At 42.3% G+C, this 22,210-nt stretch carries 22 protein-coding genes and 3 pseudogenes; 14 read left to right on the top strand and 11 right to left on the bottom strand.

The window, feature by feature from the left end; translation table 11 throughout:
- Nucleotides 1–208 precede the first annotated feature (208 nt).
- Nucleotides 209–481 (bottom strand): hypothetical protein, encoded by a 273-nt coding sequence (locus ACY3ZI_RS04565; RefSeq protein ID WP_487376142.1) that lies wholly within the window; start codon nucleotides 479–481, stop codon nucleotides 209–211.
- Between the two features lie 663 nt (nucleotides 482–1,144).
- On the opposite strand from ACY3ZI_RS04565, the gene ACY3ZI_RS04560 reads away from it, so the two are divergent.
- Both ACY3ZI_RS04560 and ACY3ZI_RS04555 read left to right on the top strand, forming a co-directional pair.
- Entirely contained in the window at nucleotides 1,145–1,444 is a 300-nt protein-coding gene (locus tag ACY3ZI_RS04560; RefSeq protein WP_487376140.1) for a helix-turn-helix domain-containing protein, read from the top strand.
- Nucleotides 1,445–1,708: 264 nt separating this feature from the next.
- Nucleotides 1,709–2,443 (top strand): annotated as a pseudogene (locus ACY3ZI_RS04555) (IS5 family transposase); the annotation flags it as partial.
- Here ACY3ZI_RS04555 and ACY3ZI_RS04550 read toward each other — a convergent pair.
- From ACY3ZI_RS04550 to ACY3ZI_RS04535, 4 genes and pseudogenes are all read right to left on the bottom strand, one after another.
- A pseudogene (locus ACY3ZI_RS04550) lies at nucleotides 2,443–2,841 on the bottom strand (DUF4277 domain-containing protein); the annotation flags it as partial. The pseudogenes ACY3ZI_RS04555 and ACY3ZI_RS04550 overlap by 1 nt on opposite strands.
- A gap of 464 nt (nucleotides 2,842–3,305) precedes the next feature.
- Entirely contained in the window at nucleotides 3,306–3,881 is a 576-nt protein-coding gene (locus ACY3ZI_RS04545; RefSeq protein WP_487376138.1) for a hypothetical protein, read from the bottom strand.
- A gap of 71 nt (nucleotides 3,882–3,952) precedes the next feature.
- Nucleotides 3,953–4,162: a helix-turn-helix transcriptional regulator gene (locus ACY3ZI_RS04540; RefSeq protein WP_487376137.1), complete on the bottom strand. Its 210-nt coding sequence runs from the start codon at nucleotides 4,160–4,162 to the stop codon at nucleotides 3,953–3,955.
- Nucleotides 4,163–4,267: 105 nt separating this feature from the next.
- Nucleotides 4,268–4,855 carry an inovirus Gp2 family protein gene (locus ACY3ZI_RS04535; protein ID WP_487376135.1) on the bottom strand — a complete coding sequence of 196 codons (588 nt, stop codon included), beginning with the start codon at nucleotides 4,853–4,855 and terminating at the stop codon, nucleotides 4,268–4,270.
- A 490-nt stretch (nucleotides 4,856–5,345) separates the two neighbouring features.
- On the opposite strand from ACY3ZI_RS04535, the gene ACY3ZI_RS04530 reads away from it, so the two are divergent.
- From ACY3ZI_RS04530 to caiF, 8 genes and pseudogenes are all read left to right on the top strand, one after another.
- The gene (locus ACY3ZI_RS04530) at nucleotides 5,346–6,113 is read left to right on the top strand and encodes a hypothetical protein (protein WP_487376133.1); all 768 of its coding nucleotides are present in this window, start codon (nucleotides 5,346–5,348) and stop codon (nucleotides 6,111–6,113) included.
- Between the two features lie 52 nt (nucleotides 6,114–6,165).
- Nucleotides 6,166–7,029 (top strand): GTPase family protein, encoded by an 864-nt coding sequence (locus ACY3ZI_RS04525; protein WP_487376131.1) that lies wholly within the window; start codon nucleotides 6,166–6,168, stop codon nucleotides 7,027–7,029.
- A gap of 91 nt (nucleotides 7,030–7,120) precedes the next feature.
- Nucleotides 7,121–7,546 (top strand): annotated as a pseudogene (locus ACY3ZI_RS04520) (antirestriction protein).
- Between the two features lie 240 nt (nucleotides 7,547–7,786).
- Nucleotides 7,787–8,221, top strand: a complete 435-nt coding sequence (locus ACY3ZI_RS04515; protein ID WP_076914455.1) for an antirestriction protein — start codon at nucleotides 7,787–7,789, stop codon at nucleotides 8,219–8,221.
- A gap of 101 nt (nucleotides 8,222–8,322) precedes the next feature.
- Entirely contained in the window at nucleotides 8,323–9,144 is an 822-nt protein-coding gene (locus ACY3ZI_RS04510; protein WP_060561440.1) for a DUF932 domain-containing protein, read from the top strand.
- A 17-nt stretch (nucleotides 9,145–9,161) separates the two neighbouring features.
- Entirely contained in the window at nucleotides 9,162–9,644 is a 483-nt protein-coding gene (locus ACY3ZI_RS04505) for a JAB domain-containing protein (RefSeq protein WP_368875295.1), read from the top strand.
- An 8-nt stretch (nucleotides 9,645–9,652) separates the two neighbouring features.
- Nucleotides 9,653–9,874, top strand: coding sequence for a DUF987 family protein (locus tag ACY3ZI_RS04500; RefSeq protein WP_004917300.1), 222 nt, complete (start codon nucleotides 9,653–9,655; stop codon nucleotides 9,872–9,874).
- Nucleotides 9,875–10,688: 814 nt separating this feature from the next.
- Entirely contained in the window at nucleotides 10,689–11,081 is a 393-nt protein-coding gene (caiF, locus tag ACY3ZI_RS04495) for a carnitine metabolism transcriptional regulator CaiF (RefSeq protein ID WP_036954132.1), read from the top strand.
- 96 nt (nucleotides 11,082–11,177) lie between these two features.
- Here caiF and caiE read toward each other — a convergent pair whose 3' ends face one another.
- The 6 genes from caiE to caiT form a co-directional block, all read right to left on the bottom strand.
- The gene (gene caiE / locus ACY3ZI_RS04490) at nucleotides 11,178–11,771 is read right to left on the bottom strand and encodes a carnitine operon protein CaiE (protein WP_211886522.1); all 594 of its coding nucleotides are present in this window, start codon (nucleotides 11,769–11,771) and stop codon (nucleotides 11,178–11,180) included.
- A 33-nt stretch (nucleotides 11,772–11,804) separates the two neighbouring features.
- Nucleotides 11,805–12,590: a crotonobetainyl-CoA hydratase gene (gene caiD, locus ACY3ZI_RS04485; RefSeq protein ID WP_211886524.1), complete on the bottom strand. Its 786-nt coding sequence runs from the start codon at nucleotides 12,588–12,590 to the stop codon at nucleotides 11,805–11,807.
- Between the two features lie 27 nt (nucleotides 12,591–12,617).
- The gene (gene caiC, locus ACY3ZI_RS04480) at nucleotides 12,618–14,177 is read right to left on the bottom strand and encodes a crotonobetaine/carnitine-CoA ligase (RefSeq protein ID WP_487376126.1); all 1,560 of its coding nucleotides are present in this window, start codon (nucleotides 14,175–14,177) and stop codon (nucleotides 12,618–12,620) included.
- 72 nt (nucleotides 14,178–14,249) lie between these two features.
- Entirely contained in the window at nucleotides 14,250–15,470 is a 1,221-nt protein-coding gene (gene caiB, locus ACY3ZI_RS04475) for an L-carnitine CoA-transferase (RefSeq protein ID WP_108479453.1), read from the bottom strand.
- 70 nt (nucleotides 15,471–15,540) lie between these two features.
- A complete protein-coding gene (caiA, locus tag ACY3ZI_RS04470) occupies nucleotides 15,541–16,683 on the bottom strand; it encodes a crotonobetainyl-CoA dehydrogenase (RefSeq protein WP_036954121.1) in 1,143 nt (380 codons plus the stop codon).
- Nucleotides 16,684–16,763: 80 nt separating this feature from the next.
- Nucleotides 16,764–18,281 (bottom strand): L-carnitine/gamma-butyrobetaine antiporter, encoded by a 1,518-nt coding sequence (gene caiT / locus ACY3ZI_RS04465; protein ID WP_487376123.1) that lies wholly within the window; start codon nucleotides 18,279–18,281, stop codon nucleotides 16,764–16,766.
- 527 nt (nucleotides 18,282–18,808) lie between these two features.
- Between caiT and fixA the strand changes: the two genes are divergently transcribed.
- The 4 genes from fixA to fixX are packed head-to-tail and all read left to right on the top strand — an operon-like array spanning nucleotide 18,809 to nucleotide 22,161.
- A complete protein-coding gene (gene fixA / locus ACY3ZI_RS04460; protein WP_211886527.1) occupies nucleotides 18,809–19,582 on the top strand; it encodes a putative electron transfer flavoprotein FixA in 774 nt (257 codons plus the stop codon).
- Between the two features lie 11 nt (nucleotides 19,583–19,593).
- The gene (locus ACY3ZI_RS04455; RefSeq protein ID WP_211886529.1) at nucleotides 19,594–20,535 is read left to right on the top strand and encodes an FAD-binding protein; all 942 of its coding nucleotides are present in this window, start codon (nucleotides 19,594–19,596) and stop codon (nucleotides 20,533–20,535) included.
- A 55-nt stretch (nucleotides 20,536–20,590) separates the two neighbouring features.
- Nucleotides 20,591–21,877 carry an FAD-dependent oxidoreductase FixC gene (gene fixC / locus ACY3ZI_RS04450; protein WP_487376120.1) on the top strand — a complete coding sequence of 429 codons (1,287 nt, stop codon included), beginning with the start codon at nucleotides 20,591–20,593 and terminating at the stop codon, nucleotides 21,875–21,877.
- Nucleotides 21,874–22,161 (top strand): ferredoxin-like protein FixX, encoded by a 288-nt coding sequence (gene fixX, locus ACY3ZI_RS04445; protein WP_036954107.1) that lies wholly within the window; start codon nucleotides 21,874–21,876, stop codon nucleotides 22,159–22,161. Before fixC ends, fixX begins: the two co-directional genes overlap by 4 nt.
- Nucleotides 22,162–22,210: the final 49 nt, after the last annotated feature.

Genomic DNA, 22,210 nt, shown 5'->3' with positions numbered 1-22,210 from the left:
CATAATGAAATAAACGATAAAAAATGTCTGGAAATATAGGGACAGATACACAAAGCCTCCCTCTCCTGAAGTATTTTTAGAGCGTTATCTAAATCGAAAGGTTGTGTAATGAGTCACTCCTTTTTGAGGTAGTTTACTGGAATGACTCAGGATTTCTGACACTCCCATATGAGCCCCTGATAATGCCATACAAGGCTTTTTCTACTAATTACAATTGATAAGAACATGCTTCAGATACATTATTTAAACCTTGTTGCATGTGTTCAAAGTGAATATTTTTTGCACCTTGTTCTCGACTAATTCGTAAAACATAAATGCTGTCAAAATCATCCCCCGGCCATTCAAGAATAACCTCAGGGTTCCCCTCTTCACTTTTCATAATCGCCTTAGCAACGTTCTCTTTATGATGCCATGCACCCTTAATATATCTAATCCGATAATTAGCTTGTAAGGTGGGGCTAATTACCGGAGAGATATTCATGATCATCCGTTGGACTAATCACTTGTAAGACTTTTAATAAAACCACTTAGAACCTATTTCAATAATGATGTCTCTAGACAATAAGACCACCGGAGAAATGGAGCATCACCTCATCATTTCCCAACGTTCGTCATTAATCTGCCACTTATGGCTTATCATATTTTTCCCTCAAAGATTATCGGAATTTATTATACGATAATTCCCTTAGAGATAAGCTCTTAACAGTTTAATAACCACTTATGTTTTTATATTAGTTAGCACTATCTAATTAAACATAGCCTTCGTTTTTATTAAATGGAATTCACAAAATAAGAAACGCTAAAATCTTAACCACTAAAAAACGCCGCAGGTGAGTATATCGTAAGATTTTGTTTCATTATATATATTAATATGTCGGCACCTCACTAATAACCAACGTTATTATTCTTAACATTACTTTATATTTTATCGCGAAATTTATTTTAAATCAGCGACTAACTCTTTTTCAAATGACAACCATTGATTGCAACGATCGATACTTGGCACATTGATTGGTGAAATCTATTTTTTATTAAATCGATCGTTTTAAACTATTTTCCCTGCTGGTTAATTTCATTTAGCCTTTGTTCCGATAGTTATGGTATTAACCATATTTCATTCCAATGAAACAGGTGAAACGTGTTAATGAAATACAATACATTGAACATTAATATTCGCATCGGTTCGTTTATTCGAAAGCACAGAATATTGCTCGGAATGTCTGGAAAAAACCTAGGTCAAAAATTAAGTCTTTCCCAGCAACATATTTCTCGATTAGAACGAGGTCAAACGGTATTTTCATTCGAGCTTATTTTGCATTTATTGAATGCTATTGATAAGAGTATTTCTGATTTAACTGCTGAAGTACTTTATGAAGACAGCACATATGAACACTTAATTGTATATCAGCATCAAAGTAATACTGAACTCATCCTGACAAATTAGTCCATATTTAAAATCAACGTATTTTATTGGAGTTATCTTGAACTTTAAGATGACCTAGACTGACTAGTGTATTTGACCCTATATTTCCAGACACTTTTAATCCCTTCCTCCAACTTTATTTCCGCACTCTTTTGATATTTCATTATTTTCAGCTAACAGCTGATATAGATTGGCCTCTTAGATCACCAAAAAGTTGATATAACTAAAACCTATCCCAAAATGAATTGTCAGATAATACATAATGATAATTTCGGAGGGCGAAGCGTGGGGGGCAACAAGTGGCAGATCAGTGATGGACTCTGGGAGAAAAAGGCTCATCTCATCCCGGGGCATAGAAATCAACACCCGCTGAGTACGCACCGCAAGCGGGTTGATAATCGCTCTGCAATGAACACCATTTTCTTCGTACTCAGGACGGGTTGCCAGTGGAATGCGCTGAATGCAACCGGTATATGCTCGTCAAGCTCTGCTCATCGCCGATTTCAGGAGTGGCGGGATGCTGGAGTATTTGAACGCTTCTGGCAAAACGGGTTGCTTGCGAACAGTTGGACGCTATTGACTAGTCGTGGCTGTTGATGGATGGTTGTATGACCAAATCACCGCTGGTAGGCTCAAAAAACAGGCAGGACCCCTACAGACCGGGGGAAACAGGGCGTAAAGCGCAGTCTGATGACTGACGGGAACGGGCTTCCGCTTGCACTGGTTGTCGCCGGAGCAAATACATACGACATAAAGCTGGTTGCGGATACGCTCGATGCCCTCCAGACGGGCTGACAGGGCAAGAGGTTCCGGTTGTGCATGGATAAAGGGTATGAAGCGGAATGGTTGGAATCGTATCTGAAAAGTCGTCGCTATGAACCTCATATCCAGTCACGGAAGGATGAGTCAGAGGCCATCAAAAACACTGATTTTAAGGCTTACCGCTGGGTTGTAGAGAGAACACACATTTGGATGAATCGCTACCGTCGTGTCCTGACTCGTTGGAAGAAGAAGGTCAAGCTGGTGATATCGAGAGGGACGGCGGTGCTGTTCAACCCCAGCCGGGCGACGACCAGCTCAGCCATGACCTGATAAAGCGCGGAAACATCGGTCTCGAACAGCGCATCGAGACAACGACCCAAAGCATCATCATTGAGATGTTCGGGCTGAATACCGGGGTGGAGCAGGCGTTCGGTAAGTTTATCGGCAAAAAACTGAGGAAACATGTGCAGAGTGCGACTGTGAAATCCCAGACCATTGATGATCATGGCCACCAAGGCTTCACCATGCGAGACTTGATAATCTCCTTGCTTCGGTATAATGGCATCGACCATTAGGGCCAGTCCCAATTCACGGCACATTCCTGCCACTAGGCCCAAATGATCGAGGTTTTTAATGCGATAAGAAGGAGTTGCCATAATGCTGCCGCCAAATAGTAGTAATAGATCAAACAGGCGGATCTGTGTCAAGCACCAAAAATCAGAAAATTAGGTGCGGAATGACGGAAGTAACCCAGCAATATTTTTTATCTATTTATTTTATTATTTTAAATAGACATGAATACTCACATATGGAGTTATACGTGCCCTGTTAACAACAGATAAAAGGTGGATATTATGCAACTTAGGAGGATTTTCATGTCAGTGGATTCATTACCTTCGACAACACCATGAGTTAAGCCACTGAAGACGGTTATGCATATAGCAGTGACATCAGTTTGCCTGATTGATTGCCATCCGCAAGGTAATTACAAAAGTGTCTGAAGTGAAGGCATGACGTTATCAGATATGAGATTTATCATGAGAAAGAACATCAGCATATCTTAGATAGCCGTACATTAATGATATTGTTCATGTTGCTCTCCATATTGTGCATCCGTATTTTATCGGCTGAACAATACATATTCATCCATAATAGTTGTTAATCCCCAATTTTCGGCTTGCCTATCAATCACCCATTCCACGAGTTGTTCTTTGGATTTCAACTTAAGTGTATGGTTCCAATCGTCTAATGGTGACCCTAACTGCAAATCATACCAACATAACCAGACCAATTTCGGTCGTATTTCCGGATCATTAAATTGCTGAAATAAACTGATTAATTTGTTCGCAAAGGAATGCTGTTTAAGACGCTCACATTCACTCAGCAGTATACCTTCCAGCATAGGGTGGTAGCGTAACAGCCGTTCATCAATATGAAAACTCAGGTTTAAATCCTCTTCTTCGGTGAGCTTGTCAGGGTAGGCATTGCCATACACCAGTCGATAGAGACGAGCAGGAATAACCGCCACCTGGCAGGCTTCATGACTCGAAAAACGAATGTACGACACCATCAAATAGTGGCTATTTTGAATGAGTGAATGACACATACCTTGGCAAATGGACAACTTCGTATACCCATTTAACCAACGTTGATAATAACTCAATAACTCTTCATAACGAGCGGGCAGCTTTTTCATACTCTCGGTACTCCATAAATTAATTCATACAACAAATTGGGGTTAAATTGAATATGTTGACTTCGAAAGGGTTAATACCGAGAAGCCACAAGACGCGCTTGCAGCCATTGCTCCACTTCACTTTTTAACCAACGAGAGCTACGCCCCAGTTTGATGGGTTTAGGAAACTCCCCCTCTTGGATTAATTTGTAAAACCATTTATCCGTCAAGCCGGTTAGGCGAGTTATAAACTTCATATCAACGAATTGGTCATCTAATAAGGGGATAGCTTGAGTATTCATTATTGAACTCCTGTCTTTAAAGTCAAAAGGCAGAAGGGATATCGATAAGTGTTTAGGGATATCTCTCTTCCAAAAGATATCCCCCTCATGTTTTTTATTGGTAGATTAACGGCTGCATCCAAAAGAACGCTCACCATCACCATAATATTTTGTATGTTCTTTGGCTAAGTAACGACAGCGTTGGTTTAATTCGAATATCGTACTTTCATTGTTAGCATTATTGTTATCTAGCCAAGTAACAGCATTGTCTGGGATATGAACTAAATAACGCTCCGCAGGGTAGTTAACACCAATTGCACTACACCATGCTTGTTGTACTAATGCATAAAGCGTTCCTTCCGTTCTAGTGTAATCACCTAAACTCCAATAGACGTCCTTATTGACTAGTAGCAACAAGTGATAATGTTTCCGACAACTGATCTCACCAAACTCTCTGACCCAAACATAAGATAAGGGGCATGAATAATTACGATCCCATACTTTATTTTTGCGTTTTAGGTCTGCATCTATTTTGGCTTTCAGGGATTCAATGAAGCGAGTTATGACTGTTGAGTCCTCACGGTAATAAGTTGTCGATGATGGGAAGCGTAAATCGACGCGAATAGCTGTGACACGATTATTGGTGAGGAGTGATTTATGGATAGTGCTATCTATCTTACGAAGATAGTCCTCATTGTAGGTATAGCTAGACATGATTTATTCCTTATGGTTTTTAAGTCATATCTAGTTCGATGGATGTAAAAAATAGATAAGTTAGTCAAGATTGCTTGAGTGATCTTTAGGCCTATAAAATGCCATTCTTACCCTACTAAATATATAACTATACCAGCACCGTTTTTACACACGGAAGTCCTGTTAGTCAGAGGCTCAGATGACTCATCTCATTAAGAAGTACTCTGATATTAATTTTCTAACGAAAAAATGGATAACAGTGTCACTTTCACAACATTAGAATTATTTTTTTAGTATGCTTATCAATAAATACAATATTATTGTACTAGTATAAGCCTAATAATCTATGCATAACCCTTTAAAGATGAGGAATGATAAAGTATGAATATCACGATTAAATCATGAAAAAAAATGTATTTTAATTAGCTATATATTGGTAGTTTCAATAGTATTTTATTATTGTAAAATAAAATACTTATCATGTTTTAATCTATAAAAAAATGAGGCTTTCATGACGATGAATTATTCATATATAGAGAACGAAGTTTATGGTTATATGAGAAAGAATAAAGTTTTTTGTTACCTCATATGGCGTGTGTTGAGCAACAGCAAAGACGCTAATTTTTATATGTTTAAAACACGAAATTATTTAAAAGATCTCACGGTTAAGTACGATTTTAGTCGTGTTATAAAAACAGTAACGAATGATTTTTTCGACAAGAAATTTCTTTTTGAGCCGAAGAGCCATGAAGGGCGATATGTTGAAAGTATCGAATATATTAACTTTGTTGTTACAAAACTTAATGCTTATAACTACCCAGATTATGTTACTGATATTTATAGAATGCTTGACTATTTGAGAAATGACTTAGTCAAAAAGACCTGCCGTTACAGATATTTTGATTGGTTAAAAGCGTCTGATAGTAAAACTTGCGAGTGGGTCTATAACTACCTAATCAAGAGCAGAGTAATAGATAAAACTCAATATCAAGATAATGAAGAGCTGTATCTTTACATTGTGACTGGTTTTTATTTATGGCAACCACCCCAAGAGGAAAGAGATAACCGTTATAAAAAATTACTCCTAGCTCGAAATGAGCGAAAACACAGAACAACTAGCCAATCAAAAGGTTCGGTAAGGCCAAAAAAATCACCGAAAGATATTCAACTTTCAGCAGAAGCAAGAACTAAATTGACAGAGTTAGCCCTTAATTATGGTGTACCCGCGTCGGAATGGTTGAATAGCTTCATTATTGATGAATATGAAAAAATGAAATAAATTTCAAATATATATCATCTATGCGAACTTAACATATATTAAGGTTGCAACGATGAATAAACTCGAGAATCATTTTCTTTTCCTCCCTAAAGGGGCTAAGGATGTGTTTTTATCCCATTTGAATAAACTCATCAACTACTCCCCCACCATCGGTCTGATGGGTAAAACAGGGGCTGGAAAATCCAGTTTAATCAACGCCCTATTCCAATCTGCCCTATCGCCCGTCAGTAATGTCTCTGGCTGCACACGGCAAGCCCAGCGCTTCAGCATAACGATGAACAACCATACTCTCACTTTTGTAGATTTACCCGGTGTGGGGGAAAGCCTTCAACGAGATAGAAAATACTATCAACTCTATCGTAACTTATTATCCGAACTGGATTTAATCATCTGGGTGCTTAAAGCCGATGACCGAGCTTGGTCTTCCGATGAGCAATGCTATCGCTTTCTCACGAAGGAATGCGGTTATCCCCCTAATCAATTTTTGTTTGTCTTGAACCAAGCTGATAAAATAGAGCCTTGTCGCCAGTGGGATGAACACAACCACCTGCCATCCTCAGAGCAAGTCGCTAACTTAAAATTAAAACAACAAACCGTCATAACCGCCTTTAAGCCACATCATCCTGTGATGACTGTTTCTGCGGTCGAAAATTATCAGCTCACTGAATTAGCAGAGCAACTCATACAGGCGTTACCGGCGCAAGCCAGTAGCGGGGTAGCTAGGCAACTGAACACCCCTTACCGGACGCAATCGGTGGAGAACGCCGCCCGTAACGATTTTGGTCAATGTGTCAGTGATATTGTGGATACCTTAATCAATATCATTCCCTTGCCACCATTGATAAGAAGTACGATTAGCACCGTTAAAAACAGTATCGTATCCGTCGCTAAATCCCTGTGGAGCCTGTTCTTTTAACCTCTTACATTACCCCATTAATTATCACTCTCAGCGTCAGTCCTTAACAGGATTGGCGCTTTTTTATTTCTTTTTCTTGGAGTATCAACTGATGAATAATTCAACTGAATGTGCAATTACAATGACACTCGTTCCCGATGAGCAACGCCTGGATTTTTGGAGCAACCACTTCGGAAGCGTGAAAGGCTGAACCACCTTTGAAGTGGTCATCTTTACCACTATGGGGCAGTTTTGTGATGACTATCTGGGTGGGTATTGGGAATATTGCACCTTATCTAATGGTGGCGCCTTTATTTATCCCGATTTACCTCAAGAGACACTGACGCTGTTCAACCCACATAACGGTAACGAAGCCAACGTCAGTTGTGAAGCCGCAGGCATTGCCGTGTGTTTGATGATGTACAGTTTATGGTCATTTCAAACGGAAAGTGACATCCTCGTCGATCGCTTTTATCAATTGCATGATTATGCGGCGCAACACCCAGAACGTTCCGCCATATTCCATCTAATCGATTAACCACGTCCTTATTTACGCCTTCGTATTATCTGATTCATTATAAAAGCATCATCAGACTAACCCATTAATTAACTTACATTTATTTTTATATCTATATTATTTTAGTGAATCAATCATCAGAATGAGTCACTAAAAATGATACTCAATATACCTATCATTTCTAGAAAGCTCTGCACCGCAAGGTGTAGGGCTTTTTTGCTTATTACTGTCTATCAATATCGACTGAATTGGAGTTCTATTATGTTTACCTTACAAGAGCAAGAATCAACGGTTATCAAAACCAACCTCGTCAATTCCCGTGGTCGTAGTACCTTCTGGCGTTTCTATTTCAGCACAGTACCTGATTGGCAGCGTTTAGAAGGCGATATCTTTAATCTGATGGATAAGATGTGTGAGGTCTATCATGGAGCCTTCTGGGAGTTCAGTATGCTGTCTAATGGCGGCGCATTTATCTGGCCTGATATGCTCGAACCCTCCCTGCAAATGTTTAACCCGCATAACGGAAATGAAGCCGAGTTAAGCCCGGAGGCAGCCGGTATTGCAGTCTGTCTAATGGTGTATAGCATCTGGTCGTTTAAAACCGAGAGTTCTGTGCTGGTAGAGTATTTTTACCAACTTCGTGACTATGCGATGCAACATCCCGAGCAAGCACAAATCTTTCACCTAATTGGCTAAGTTATTGATAACGCTTTAATACAGCGTCCACCAGCTTATCACCTCACTTATTTCCTTTATCTTATTTTAATTTATCAGTGTTATCACTGAGGAGAACCCCTATGTCTCGTTTAGCTTCTCGCTTTGGTGCGGCGAATAGCATTCGTCGTGATCGCCCATTAACTATCGAAGAACTGTTCCGTACTGTACCCAGCGTGTTCTCTGAAGAAAAACACGAATCCAGAAGTGAACGTTATACTTACATCCCAACTATTACCTTATTGGATAGTCTTCAAAAAGAAGGCTTCTATCCGTTCTTTGCTTGCCAGACTCGTGTACGTGATGCTAGTCGCCGAGAGCACACCAAGCATATGTTACGTCTACGTCGTGAAGGTCAAATCACCAGTCAGCAAGTGCCTGAGATTATCTTGCTCAATAGTCATGATGGCTCATCGAGTTATCAGATGTTACCGGGGATGTTCCGATTCGTTTGTCAGAATGGCTTAATTTGCGGACAAACCTTTGGTGAAGTGAGAGTACCGCACAAGGGCGATGTGGTAAATAAAGTCATTGAAGGGGCTTATGAAGTATTAGGGCTATTTGAACGCATGGATGAGCAACGTGATGCCATGCAGTCCCTATTATTACCGCCACCAGCCCAACACATCTTTGCTCAATCTGCTCTCACATATCGTTATGGTGAAGAGCATCAGCCGATCACCGAAGCGCAAGTATTACAGCCACGCCGTGTAGAAGATAAGAAGGACGATCTTTGGACGGTGTACCAACGTTTGCAAGAAAATTTAATTAAAGGGGGATTATCAGGCAGAAATGCGAAAGGTAAACGCGCTCGCACGCGTTCAGTGAATGGGATTGATGGTGATGTGAAGCTTAACCGAGCCTTGTGGGTGATGGCTGAAAATATGCTTCAACTAGCCTCGTAATGATGGAGATATTAACGATGGAGAGTATCAATACTTATACGAATACCTTAACACTGCTTCCTAATGAACAACGTACTATCAAACGTGCGTTGACCATACTGGATAAGTATCTGCGTGAACCGGGTATTGCTTTTACATCAACGCAAAATGTGAGGAATTGGTTACGGCTAAAAATGTCAGCATTAGAGCGTGAAGCGTTTATTGTGCTCTACTTGAATCAACAAAATCAGTTGATAAGCAGTGAAACCCTGTTTGCTGGCTCGATTAGCAGCACACAGGTTTATCCTCGTGAAGTCGTCAAACGAGCACTTCATTTTAATGCTGCTGCCGTTATCTTTGCACACAACCATCCGTCAGGCGATATCACGCCAAGCCAAGCGGATAAATCTATCACGCAACAATTAATAAAAGCATTGCAGCTAATTGAAGTACGAGTGCTTGACCATCTGATCATCGGTGGTCAGCAAATCTTCTCTTTCGCTGAGCATGGCTTAGTATGAGGTGAACCATGAATATCATCCGTAAATCCGCAGCAATGAAGATCCATCAGCAACATTTAGGCTCTCGCCTTGCTCGTTATTGTAGGGGAAAGTATAAATGGGTTGGTAATAGCGAGCATTATATTGGTAAGGAGGTGCCAGATTGTCGTGGCGTGTTAGCTGTTTATGTTGAACGTCGCCAAGACAGAGATGGCCCTTATGCGTGTGTCATGTGTGTGACTTTGAATTGAATAAGTACTGATCACTTTGAGTTTATCCTATATTGGATGGATAAATTAAGCCTACTTCCACTTTGATTAGTATTCAATGGCACATATCAAACCGTTGGATCTTAACTGAATTAGACATTGAGGAATTAAACAAAAATGACACAATAAGACATCATTAAACATGTCAAATTGGCAATACCATGATTCATACTAGAAACAATTAACATGAACATGATCCCCATTAAATGTATACTTAAAAAGGATTCGAATACGTTATAATTACACCTGTCATCTGTGCAAAAAACCAATCTATTTGCTGCGCTCTATCGCCCCAACCGTGCTCAACAAAACCCACCAAACGGACCGAGGGTACAAAAGAGGGTATAAATAAAATCAAATTCAATTAATAGATTTAAATACAACCAGTTATAATGAAAAGTCGATTCCGAGTCCGGCACCACTATTTAAAGAACCCGCCCTAGTGGCGGGTTTTTGCTTTTTAGCCTTTCCAAACTGATTCAACCCCAATCTACTCAGCAATCACCTTAACTTAATCTAAATTTCATAAATTCAGATCTTATTTGATTTAGCTCCACATTTGCGTTGATTTTATAGCGTATAAATAACTATATGATAAAAGTTGTTTTGTAACTTATTGGTAAACAACAAAAAAACAACCCAGAGTTAATCTTCTCTCAACGTTTTTAACCAACTTTTAATCATTAATCATGGCTATTTATAGTCTAATAAATATACAAGACATCATAACAACAAGATTGGCGTATAGTTTCTTATTGCCTTAATCACTTTTAAGCAATGAGCTGAAGGAGCGCTTATGTGTAAAGAATCAGTGAAAAGCCCGATGTATTTATCCATTGCAAACTGGGTAATGAAACAGGGTCGCTGGATCACCGCCAGAGAAATCTCGAATAACTTTGAAATTCCGCATACCAATGCGGTGAATATTGTCTCTTATATTCTTTCAGATGTGGCTGAAATACAGTGTGAAGTCAAAATGATCCCGAATAAATTATCGGGACGAGGCTGCCAATGCCAACGGCTGATTAAAGTGACTAAAATTGATAGCCAGCTTTATTCGCGACTAAAAAATTACACTTCCGAGAAAATGACGATTGAGTCACCAGTGAAAACCAATCTCGTCCCACCAACAGAACTTAATCGTGAGCAGAAATGGCAGTGGATGCTATCTAAAGCCCAGCGTCGTTAGTATTATTTTCATCGACGCCATAACGAAAAAACGCAGGCTTAAAGCCTGCGTTGAGGTTACTGACAAAGTATTATTGACGATTTTTGCACATTGGTATCATTGACCTTTCGGTTTGACATCCGTGGTTCCCTGCAACCGAGGGCGATTCTGCTCTATCTCAGTTAACGGTATGGCTTCCTCTAAACTTTGAAGATAACGTCCCGCTAAATCTTGATACTCTTTGGTATTTAGCTGTTTCCAATGAAGCTCTTCATCGCTCACATGGCGAAAAAAACGCGCAGGTGCGCCGATCAACATTTGTCTTGGCTCACCTTGAAAACCCGCCTTAACGAAACTCATCGCACCAATAATGCTCTCGTCACCGATGACAGCGCCATCCATCACTACGCTATTCATGCCGACCAGTGCATCACGCCCAATAATACAACCATGTAAAATTGAGCCATGACCAATATGTCCAGATTCCCGCACAATAGTCTCAACATCACTGTAACCATGCATGATGCAACCGTCTTGAATATTCGCCCCTTTTTCGATGGTTAGGCGCCCATAATCCCCCCGTAATGAGGCATTTGGACCCACAAACACATCGGCACCAATAATGACATCACCAATCACCACGGCGGAAGGATGAACGTAGGCCGTTGGATGCACCACGGGTGTCACCCCTTCAAAGCTATAAAAACTCATAATCACCTCACAGTCATCCAATCACTGGTAGGATTAGCGCCCTGTCCAATTTGGCTCACGCTTCTCTGAGAATGCTAAAGGACCTTCCGTTGCATCTTCGGAGTGCAATACAGCCGGGTAGTTTTCTAACACACCACTGCGCATCAATTTATAGCCCTCTTCCACCGTTAATTCTCCGGTTGTACGGAAAATTTCTTTCAGTGCAGCAACGGCTAGCGGTGCGCTTTGTGTGATTTTTTCAGCCAGCTCTCGCGCTTTATCCATTAAATTCTCGATAGGCACCACTTCATTCGCAATACCCCAACGCAGCGCTTCTTGAGCATCCATTCGGCGCCCTGTCATCACCATTTCATTGACGATAGGCGCAGGCAGAATTTTTGGTAAGCGCAGAACGCCGCCGCTATCAGGCACAATACCTAATTGCGCTTCAGGTAGCGCGAAACTGGCATTTTCAGAGCAGATAATCATATCTGCCGCTAGCGCTAGCTCAAAACCACCGCCAAACGCATAACCGTTTACTGCCGCGATCACGGGTTTATTTAAGTTGAAAATCTCGGTTAACCCCGCGAAACCACCCGGACCAAAATCAGCATCAGGGGCTTCCCCTTCCGCCGCAGATTTTAAATCCCATCCCGCAGAGAAAAAACGTTCTCCAGCCCCCGTAATAATGGCTACTCTCAGCGTTGGGTCATCACGGAAATTAAGGAAAACTTCTCCCATTTTAAAACTGGTTTTTGCATCAATGGCGTTGGCTTTAGGTCTATCGAGTACAATTTCTAGCACGGCACCATGACGGGTAACTTTTAATGATTCGCTCATAGTTTAAACCTTTAGGTTGTTATTCGATTATTTCAGATGTTTTTTCAGCACCTTACCAGAGCAATTACGAGGCAAACCTTGACGGACTTCTACCAATGAAGGCACTTTGAACTTCGCCATTTTCGTTTCACAGAAGGCGAAAAACTCTTCTTGAGTTAGCGTAGTTCCCTCCTCCAGCACGATAAACGCTTTGATAGCTTCATCACGAATGGCATCCATCACACCGATAACCGCGACATCTGCAACCGCCGGATGGGACGCAATGATGTTCTCAATTTCACTACAAGAGACATTTTCCCCGCCGCGTTTGACCATATTGCTACTACGATCAACAAAGTAGAAAAATCCATCTTCGTCTTGATAAGCAAAATCGCCAGTGTGCATCCACCCTTCACTATCAAAGGTTTTCTCTGTGGCTTCTGGATTGTTGTAATAGGCTTTAAATAAGGTTTTACCCCGCTCGCCTTTTACACATAGCTCGCCAATTTCGCCGGTTTTTAACGGTTGATTATGTTTATCTCGAATTTGAGCTTGATAACCAAATCCGGGGCGTCCAATGGACGGCCAGCGCCGTTCATCCCCGGGTCTATCACCAATCAGCCCAACAATAGTTTCAGTCATGCCATACGAAGTGAGAAACTGCGTCACGGCAAAACGTTCCATAAACTGCTGCTTTTCTTTATCACTTAAATTGAGATAGAACATCACTTCCCGTAAACAGTGTGCTTGCTCATTGTCGGCAACCGGTTGACTCATTAAGGTGCGGATCATCATTGGGATCAGCTCCGCCACTGTCGCGCGATGCTTCACAATCTGTTGCCAGAAACGCCGAGCACTGTATTTCTCAAGGAGAACAAAGGTTGCCCCAGCGGAAAATGCCGCCATAGCCGCTGTGCATTGGCAATCGATATGAAAAGCGGGCATCACCGTCAAATAGACATCATCAGAACGTAATGCACATTGCCAAGAGGAGTAATAACCAGCAAAGCGCAGATTATAGTGGGTGATAATGACCCCTTTTGGTTTAGAGGTCGTCCCTGAGGTAAATAGAATTTCGGCAGTATCATCCACACTGAGTTCAACCTGCTCCGCCAGCACAATCGATTGTTGAGCTAGTTCAACGGTAAAGTCAGTTATACCTTGCTGCGTTGGTAATTGGGTGTCTGAAATTAAGAAGATATGTTCGAGCGCTGTTGCTTTGTCATCAACAAGAGTTTGGTAAATATCGGCAAAATGGGGACGAGTGACAACCAGCCGAGGTTGGCAGTTTTGGATGATCCACGCGCTCTCTTCGTACTTAAATCGCGCATTGACCGGCACCATGATCGCCCCAATTTTGGCAAGACCAAACCAGCAAAAGAAAAACTCTGGGCAATTATCTAAATGTAACGCAACTTTATCCCCTTTTTGGATGCCATAGCTTAAAAAGAGGTTGGCAGTGCGGTTAATCTGCTGATTCATTTCTAAATAGCTGAATTCACGCACATCGCCATCACAGGATTCAAAGATAAGCGCCTTTTTATTGACGTGAGTTTTCGCAAAATCATCCCACATTTGACGCAAATTTTGTTTACCGATTACATCCATTAATTGTTATCCCATCATTTCCCTAATGTCTATTCAGCCCAACAGGAATGATTGAACTGAATAGTCATTGAATTACTCAACAATTTTAGCCAGCCCTTTCTCGACCAGCCCCCTAATCTCATTTTCGTTATAACCAATGTTTTGCAGAATATCCGACGTGTCCATGCCGTGAGATGGCATGCCGCGCCAGATTTGCCCCGGATTGTTTTTGAATTTTGGCATCACATTTGGACCACGACAGGTACGCCCGTCCATGGTTTGCCAACTGGTGATAGATTCGCGGGCAATATATTGTGGATTGGTTTCTAATTCTGGAATGGTAAGCACCTTGGCACTGGCAATATTCAGCTCCGCCAAACGCGCTAAAACCACATCAATGTCACGCGCCCCTAGCCACTCATCTAATTTTTCTTCAACAAGTGGACCATACGGACACTCAACACGGTGAATGAGCTGCGTACCTTCAGGAATTTCCGGTGTACCCAATAAGTGAGCAAGGCCAATATCTTTGAAGATTTCTTGGATCTGAGTGATACCCACAATCTCCATTACGATATAACCGTCTTTACAGCTATAGAGGCCGCAGCCGGCATAATACGGGTCTTTCCCTTTCGTCATTCGTGGGCAAATTTCGCCGCCGTTAAAGTAGTCCATCATGAAATATTGCCCCATACGCAGCATTACTTCGTACATGGCAATATCAATACTTTCGCCTTTACCTGTTTTTTGAACTTTATACAGAGCCGCTAAAGCGGAGGTGGTGGCGGTCATGCCAGAAAAATAGTCTGCGGTATATGGGAATGCCGGCATTGGCTGGTCTTTATCACCGTTTTGAATTAAATAACCGCTGAATGCTTGCGCAATGGTGTTATACGCCGCAAGGTTGGTGTATTGCGGGTCTCCGTATTGTCCGAAGCCTGATAAGTGGGCGATCACTAACTTCGGGTTGTGCTCCCACAGTAATTCATCGGTGATCCCTCTGCGTGCAAAGGCTGGACCTTTACTGGCTTCGATAAAAATATCCGTCGTTTCCATCAGTTTAAGGAACGCTTCTCGACCTTCATCTTTAAAGATGTTCAGCGATAGCGCCCGTAGATTGCGGCGAGATAGTTGCGGGTAGTTAGGTTGAACGCGAATAGTGTCAGCCCATGCGACGTTTTCGATCCAAATAACCTCTGCGCCCCACTCTGCGAACATTTGTCCGGCAAATGGGCCTGCAATTTCAATCCCTGAAAATACCACCCTAACCCCAGATAGCGGGCCAAACTCGGGCATAGGTAAATGCTCTGCCATTTTCTCATCTCCTGTGAAACTAAAGTGATCTCCCGAAAATCTCAGGAGATCAATCAACGACAAACCTCGATTAGCGGTACTGTTTCAGTACGCTACGACCTAATGTCAGTATTTGCATTTCATCTGAACCGCCCGATACACGATCCACACGCAGGTCACGCCAGAAACGTGCGATACGGTGTTCACCTGCAATACCCACACCACCGAGGACTTGCATTGCTGAATCCACAACTGCAAATGCTGCGTTTGCACAGAAGTATTTACACATTGCCGCATCACCAGAGGTGATTAAACCGTTGTCACTCTTCCATGCAGTTTCATATAACATGTTGCGCATCGAATTGAGCTTGATCGCCATATGTGCAAATTTTTCTTGAATTAATTGATAACGACCGATGGCTTCACCAAATTGAACACGTTGGTTGGCATAACGCGCCGCATCTTCAAACGCACACATTGCCGTACCGTAGTTGGTCAATGCCACTAAGAAACGCTCATGGTCAAACTCTTCTTTCACACGGTTAAAGCCGTTGCCTTCACGACCAAACATGTCTTTTTCATCAAGTTCCACGTTGTCGAACGTAATTTCGCAGCAGCTATCCATGCGCAGACCCAGTTTTTCAAGTTTGTTCACCTTGATACCCGGCTTGCTCATATCTAAGAACCACTCAGTGAAAACAGGTTTATCCGGTGAATCCGCATCGCGGCTCATCACCACGATGTATGGGGTGTACGCACTACTGGTGATAAAGCATTTGCTACCATTTAAGTACACTTTTCCATTACGGCGAGTGTATGTCGTTTGTAAACTACCAACGTCAGAACCTGCGCCCGGTTCAGTAATAGCGGAGTTCCACATCTGTTTACCCGTACCACGGAACGCCATGATTTTGTCGATTTGCTCTTGAGTACCTTCACGCAGAACCGTATTAAAACCACCCGGTAATTGGTACAGAACATAAGTAGGAGCACCAAGGCGACCTAATTCCATCCATACCGCAGCAACCGTAATAAACCCCGCATTTAAGCCACCGTGCTCTTCGGGGATCAGCAGGTTATCGATTTCCATATCCGCTAAGGCTTTTACAAAACGCTCTGGGTATTTGCTTTCGCGGTCACATTCAGCGAAATAGCTTTCCCAGTTCTCACTTGCCATCAGTTCACGGATCCCTGCGACAAACAGTTCCTGCTCATCATTCAATCTAAAATCCATATCAATAACCTCTTCAATGTTGTTTCTGAAATATTGTTTCTGAGTAAAATTGTTTCTGATTAAAATTGTTACTTAGTAAATTAATCGTTTTTCCAATGCACTCTTGCATCTTTAATAAAGGAGAGCGTTACCATGATGTTCACGAAAAAAAGTGGGCATCCTCCGGCAATAATCGCCGTTTGAATGGGTTTCAATCCGCCTAATGCCAGTAAGACAATGCCAATCACGCCGACAAGAACAGACCAACCAATACGCACTAATAACGGTGGCTCCTCTCCATCTTTCACTGCGCGACAAGTCGACATAGCGAGAGTGTATGAACAGGCGTTAATCAGTGTGACAGTGGCGATAAAGCAGAGGATGAAGAAGCCCCAAATTGTTACAGTGCTCAAAGGTAAAGCGGCCCAAGTTTCAATGATGGCTCGTGCAACACCGAACTCTTCAATCAACTTAGGAATGTTAATGACATTTTTATCAATCAGTTGGAGCGTGTTACTGCCGAGAATGGTCCAAATTAAGGTAGTACCTGCGGTTAAGCCCGCAACCATACCTAAACACAGTTCACGAACAGTACGTCCTTTGGAAATACGTGCGAGGAAAATACACATTTGAATCGCGTAGATAACCCACCAAGCCCAGTAAAACACGGTCCAACCTTGAGGGAATCCACCTTTGCCAACTGCATCGGTATAGAACAGCATGCGTGGCATATACATTAATAATACGCCGACAGAGTCTGTAAAATAGTTGGCGATAAAGCTCGCACCACTGACAATAAGCACCCATCCAAGCATTAAGAAACTTAAATAGCTGCGTACATCACTGGCGGCTTTCACCCCTTTTTGCAGACCAAATGCTACACACACCGCATTGAGGATGATCCAGCTGAAGATAATGATCGCATCAAGCTGCAAGGTATGTGGAATACCGAACAGATATTGAATACATTCAGTCACCAGCGGTGTTGCCAGACCCAAGCTGGTTCCCATCGCTAAGATCAATGCAACCAAATAGAAGTTGTCGATAATGGTACCGAACCAGCCATTGGCACGCTTCTCACCCACTAGCGGAGCCAGCGTACTACTTGGGCGGATCACATCCATTTTACGAACAAAGAAAAAGTAAGCGAAAGCAACAGAGAGGAAGCTGTAAGTTGCCCACGGCAGCGGTCCCCAATGGAACAAGCTGTAAGCTAACCCGATACTTTTGGCTTCATTAGAATACGGTGCAAAATCAAACGGCGGCGATGAAATATAGTAATAAATTTCAATCGATCCCCAGAACAGCACCGCGGCTGAAGTACAAGATGCGAACATCATAAAAATCCAGCCTGCACGGCTAAATTCAGGCTTTTCATCCCCTAAACGTTTCTTCGCGTAAGGTCCGAAAATTAACCAAAACCAACCACCAAACATAATGACCATATACCATTCAAATGCCCATCCCCAGACATTGGTGACATAGCTAAAGACTTGGTTAATCACTTCGTTTGATGCATCGAGGTCACGTACTGTTAACCAGCACAGTAACCCGACAATAATTAATGGTGGGAAAAAAACTTTCGGTTCTATTCCGACCTTTTTATTTTCTTTGCTCATAGGTCTATTCCAATTTATTATTTAATACATAAGTTTTAAAACAATAAATATTTAACATTCATTTAATGACTTCTAAATAAACGCCTCTTAAATATGCCCAATTACTTATTATCAATAGCCAATTAAAGATTAATTAATTTATTTACTATTTGAATCATGTCGGCTCACCAATAACAATTCTGTTATTAAGGTCACAATATTATTCGTGATAAAAATTTGTTATTAATTTTTACTTTGAAAATAAAAAAATAAACCAATAAAAACAAAGCAATAAAATATAATGTTAGGTTAATGTTATTAAGCTCATTCAGTATTGGTGATTAAGCTAGCAATATTGAACATTAGCTTGCTAACTTGATGATTTTTACAGTATTGGTGAGTAATGTAACAGTATGAATATTTAAACCCGCTTTAATTTAAGGTGTTCAATATTGGTGATGTAGGTTTTATTTTTAAATATCCAGTTTGTGATACTCATATAAATATTAAACCGCAACTGTTCCATTTATTTTATTCTAGGAGATGTAATGAATATTATTACATGCTACAAATCTGTTCCTGATGAACAAGATATTGTTGTTAATAGCTCAGATGGCTCTTTAGATTTTTCTCGCGCTGATACTAAAATTAGTCAATATGATTTAAATGCCATTGAAGCTGCGAATCAAATAAAAGCGCAGCAACCAGAAAGTAAAGTTATTGCGTTAAGTATTGGTGGCAAAGCGCTGACCAACATGAAAGGTCGTAAAGACGTTTTATCCCGTGGTCCTGATGAATTAGTCGTGGTGGTTGAAGACCAATTCGAATATGCCCTGCCGCATCAAAGCGCGATTGCCCTTAGTGCCGCCGCCAAAAAGGTGGGCTTTGATTTGATTCTGTGCGGTGATGGCTCTGCTGACCTCAACGCCCAGCAAGTCAGTATTTTAATGGGAGAAGAGCTGCAAGTTCCTGCCATTAATGGGGTCAAAAAAATCCTCTCTATTGCACCAGATGCCATTGTTGTTGAACGTGAACTCGAAGACGAAATCGAAACGTTATCCATTCCACTGCCTGCGGTTCTTGCAGTGACTTCAGACATTAACGTCCCTGTTATTCCATCGATGAAAGCCATTTTAGGTGCTGCGAAAAAACCGGTTCAAGCTTGGACGGCTGCTGATATCGGTCTTGGCGATGTGGCGGCGTTATCGGCTCAATCGATTGCTGCACCAAAACAAAAAGTTCGTCAGCGCATCATTATTGAAGGCGATGGCGATGACCAAGTTGCACAGTTCGCTGAACACTTAAGAAAAATCATTAAATAATAGGGGGAGTTATGAGCAAATTATCAACCGTTTGGGTACTGAGTGACATGGCTTCTCGCTTACCTGAACTGATCGGCGGCGCACAGACTCTTGGTGAACATGTCAACGTTATCGCATTGGATGACGCGCAAACTACGCAAGCTTTTCAACTCGGTGCAAACCAAGTTATTCAATTATCCGGCAAACCGGATGACCGTATTATCGAAGATTATGCAGATACCGTCGTCGATGTGATCAAGCAACATGGTGATACCGGACTGCTGTTACTGCCAAATACACGTCGTGGAAAACTATTGGCGGCACGTTTAGGCGCAAGACTGCAAGCCGCAGTCTCGAATGATGCAGCCACTGTCGTCATTGAAGATAACAAACCGGTTATCAAGCACATGGTCTATGGCGGCTTGGCGTTCGGCAGTGAAACATTAAGCAGCTCATTTTCCATCGCCACAGTGGCGACTGGGACTTTTGATGCCGCATCAAGTAATGCATCACTTAGCGGCACAGCCCAAGTTGCACAATGGATTGAACCAAAACAATCTGTTGTACGTACCTCGGTTCAGCAAAAAGCCGGTAACTCTGTTGAGTTAGACAAAGCACGCCTTGTGGTCAGTGTGGGTCGAGGCATCGGTAGCCAAGAAAACATTGCCATTGCTAAAGCATTAGCGGATTCCATTGGTGCTGAAATTGCGTGTTCCCGTCCTGTGGCTGAAAACGAAAAATGGATGGAGCATGAACGCTATGTAGGTATTTCCAACCTGATGATCAAACCTGAACTGTATCTTGCAGTCGGTATTTCAGGGCAGATCCAACACATGGTTGGCGCTAATGGTGCTCAAACGATTGTTGCCATCAACAAAGACAAAAATGCCCCTATCTTCCAATTTGCAGACTACGGGATTGTTGGGGATCTCTTTAAAATTCTTCCAGCACTGACTCAGCAACTGGCCAAATAAACATCCTAAGTAGTGGGGGGAACTCCCTCACTACTGCATTAAGTTTGGAGACACTATGTCCGATGATATTTTTGATGCAATCATAGTAGGAGCTGGTCTGGCTGGCTCAGTTGCTGCACTGGTACTTGCCCGTGAAGGTGCTCAAGTTCTCCTAATTGAAAGAGGAAACTATGCGGGCGGCAAGAACGTAACAGGTGGGCGCATGTATGCTCACAGTTTAGAGCGGATCATTCCTGGGTTTACCAAAGAAGCACCTATTGAGCGCATGATCACCCATGAAAAGCTCTCTTTTATGACCGAAACCGGTGCAATGACGGTGGATTACCAAAATGGTGACCCACAAAAACCCGAAGAAACCTCATGGTCCATCCTGCGTGGAAAACTGGATCCATGGTTAGCTGAACAAGCTGAAAATGCAGGTGCACAATGCATCACTGGGATCCGCGTTGATAAGCTGGTTGAACGTGATGGCAAAGTCGTTGGTGTCGAAGCTGACGGTGATGTACTCGAAGCCAAAGTGGTGATCCTCGCTGACGGCGTAAATTCCCTTCTAGCAGAACAATTGGGCATGACAAAACGCGTCAGTGCCGAGCATGTCGCTGTCGGCGTCAAAGAACTGATTGAGCTACCAAAAGACGTTTTACAAAACCGCTTCAACCTTCAAGGCAACGAAGGTGTTGCATGGCTATTTGCAGGCTCGCCAACCGATGGTTTGATGGGCGGTGGTTTCCTTTACACCAACGAAGATACTATTTCGTTAGGGCTGGTGTGTGGTCTACACCACATTAAAGACACCAAAAAATCCGTTCCACAAATGCTCGAAGATTTTAAACAGCACCCTGCTGTCGCGCCATTAATTGAAGGCGGAAAAATGATTGAATACGCCGCCCATGTAGTGCCTGAAGCCGGTTTAAAAATGCAATCTGAACTTGTTCGAGATGGTGTTCTTGTTGCTGGCGATGCCGCAGGTATGTGCATGAACTTAGGCTTTACAATTCGCGGTATGGACTTAGCCGTCGCTTCAGGTGAAGCCGCAGCTCAAGCCGTACTCAGCGCAATGAAAAAAGAGGACTTTAGCAAGCAAGGCCTAAGCGAATACCTCACTTTGCTGGAACAAGGCCCATTGCGCGATATGAAAGCCTACCAAAGAATGCCTGAATTCTTAGATAACCCGCGCATGTTCACCGCATACCCGGAGATGGCACTTGGTATTGCCAAAAAACTGTTCACCATCTCAGATGAAGCCCCTGTGCCTCTGCGCAAAACCATGCTGCAACATGCGAAAAAAGTCGGCTTTATGAATCTAATTAAAGACGGAATTAAAGGAGTGAGAGCGATATGAGTGCTCCCGTAAATGTTGATGTCAAACTCGGTATTAATAAATTTAATGTCGATGAAGAGATCCCCCATATCGTTATCAAAGAGCAACCTGATATGGCGGTACTCGAAACATTAACCAAAGCCTGCCCAGCAGGTTTGTATAAAAAACAAGATGATGGCTCGGTGCGTTTTGATTATGCCGGCTGTCTTGAATGTGGGACATGCCGCATTCTGGGTCTCGGTAGCGCACTGGAAAAATGGGAATATCCACGCGGTACCTTCGGTATTGAGTTTCGATACGGCTGATATAACTAGCGCTTACTCTCGAAGCGAAGTTATCCCATAAAGTTATGTT

It is taken from the genome of Providencia sp. LY12 (genome assembly GCF_057621555.1).
Note: the sequence above shows the minus strand (reverse complement) of the source record. Positions and strands in the feature narration are given on the sequence as shown.

Coding starts and splice junctions, on each gene's coding strand:
- caiF (WP_036954132.1), top strand. CDS start 10,689: ATGTGTAAAGAATCAGTGAAAAGCCCGATGTATTTATCCATTGCAAAC.
- ACY3ZI_RS04560 (WP_487376140.1), top strand. CDS start 1,145: ATGAAATACAATACATTGAACATTAATATTCGCATCGGTTCGTTTATT.
- fixA (WP_211886527.1), top strand. CDS start 18,809: ATGAATATTATTACATGCTACAAATCTGTTCCTGATGAACAAGATATT.
- caiB (WP_108479453.1), bottom strand. CDS start 15,470: ATGGCAGAGCATTTACCTATGCCCGAGTTTGGCCCGCTATCTGGGGTT.
- fixC (WP_487376120.1), top strand. CDS start 20,591: ATGTCCGATGATATTTTTGATGCAATCATAGTAGGAGCTGGTCTGGCT.
- caiC (WP_487376126.1), bottom strand. CDS start 14,177: ATGGATGTAATCGGTAAACAAAATTTGCGTCAAATGTGGGATGATTTT.
- ACY3ZI_RS04535 (WP_487376135.1), bottom strand. CDS start 4,855: ATGTCTAGCTATACCTACAATGAGGACTATCTTCGTAAGATAGATAGC.
- ACY3ZI_RS04545 (WP_487376138.1), bottom strand. CDS start 3,881: ATGAAAAAGCTGCCCGCTCGTTATGAAGAGTTATTGAGTTATTATCAA.
- caiA (WP_036954121.1), bottom strand. CDS start 16,683: ATGGATTTTAGATTGAATGATGAGCAGGAACTGTTTGTCGCAGGGATC.
- ACY3ZI_RS04525 (WP_487376131.1), top strand. CDS start 6,166: ATGAATAAACTCGAGAATCATTTTCTTTTCCTCCCTAAAGGGGCTAAG.
- caiD (WP_211886524.1), bottom strand. CDS start 12,590: ATGAGCGAATCATTAAAAGTTACCCGTCATGGTGCCGTGCTAGAAATT.
- caiE (WP_211886522.1), bottom strand. CDS start 11,771: ATGAGTTTTTATAGCTTTGAAGGGGTGACACCCGTGGTGCATCCAACG.
- ACY3ZI_RS04565 (WP_487376142.1), bottom strand. CDS start 481: ATGAATATCTCTCCGGTAATTAGCCCCACCTTACAAGCTAATTATCGG.
- ACY3ZI_RS04510 (WP_060561440.1), top strand. CDS start 8,323: ATGTCTCGTTTAGCTTCTCGCTTTGGTGCGGCGAATAGCATTCGTCGT.
- ACY3ZI_RS04530 (WP_487376133.1), top strand. CDS start 5,346: ATGACGATGAATTATTCATATATAGAGAACGAAGTTTATGGTTATATG.
- ACY3ZI_RS04515 (WP_076914455.1), top strand. CDS start 7,787: ATGTTTACCTTACAAGAGCAAGAATCAACGGTTATCAAAACCAACCTC.
- ACY3ZI_RS04455 (WP_211886529.1), top strand. CDS start 19,594: ATGAGCAAATTATCAACCGTTTGGGTACTGAGTGACATGGCTTCTCGC.
- ACY3ZI_RS04500 (WP_004917300.1), top strand. CDS start 9,653: ATGAATATCATCCGTAAATCCGCAGCAATGAAGATCCATCAGCAACAT.
- fixX (WP_036954107.1), top strand. CDS start 21,874: ATGAGTGCTCCCGTAAATGTTGATGTCAAACTCGGTATTAATAAATTT.
- caiT (WP_487376123.1), bottom strand. CDS start 18,281: ATGAGCAAAGAAAATAAAAAGGTCGGAATAGAACCGAAAGTTTTTTTC.
- ACY3ZI_RS04540 (WP_487376137.1), bottom strand. CDS start 4,162: ATGAATACTCAAGCTATCCCCTTATTAGATGACCAATTCGTTGATATG.
- ACY3ZI_RS04505 (WP_368875295.1), top strand. CDS start 9,162: ATGGAGAGTATCAATACTTATACGAATACCTTAACACTGCTTCCTAAT.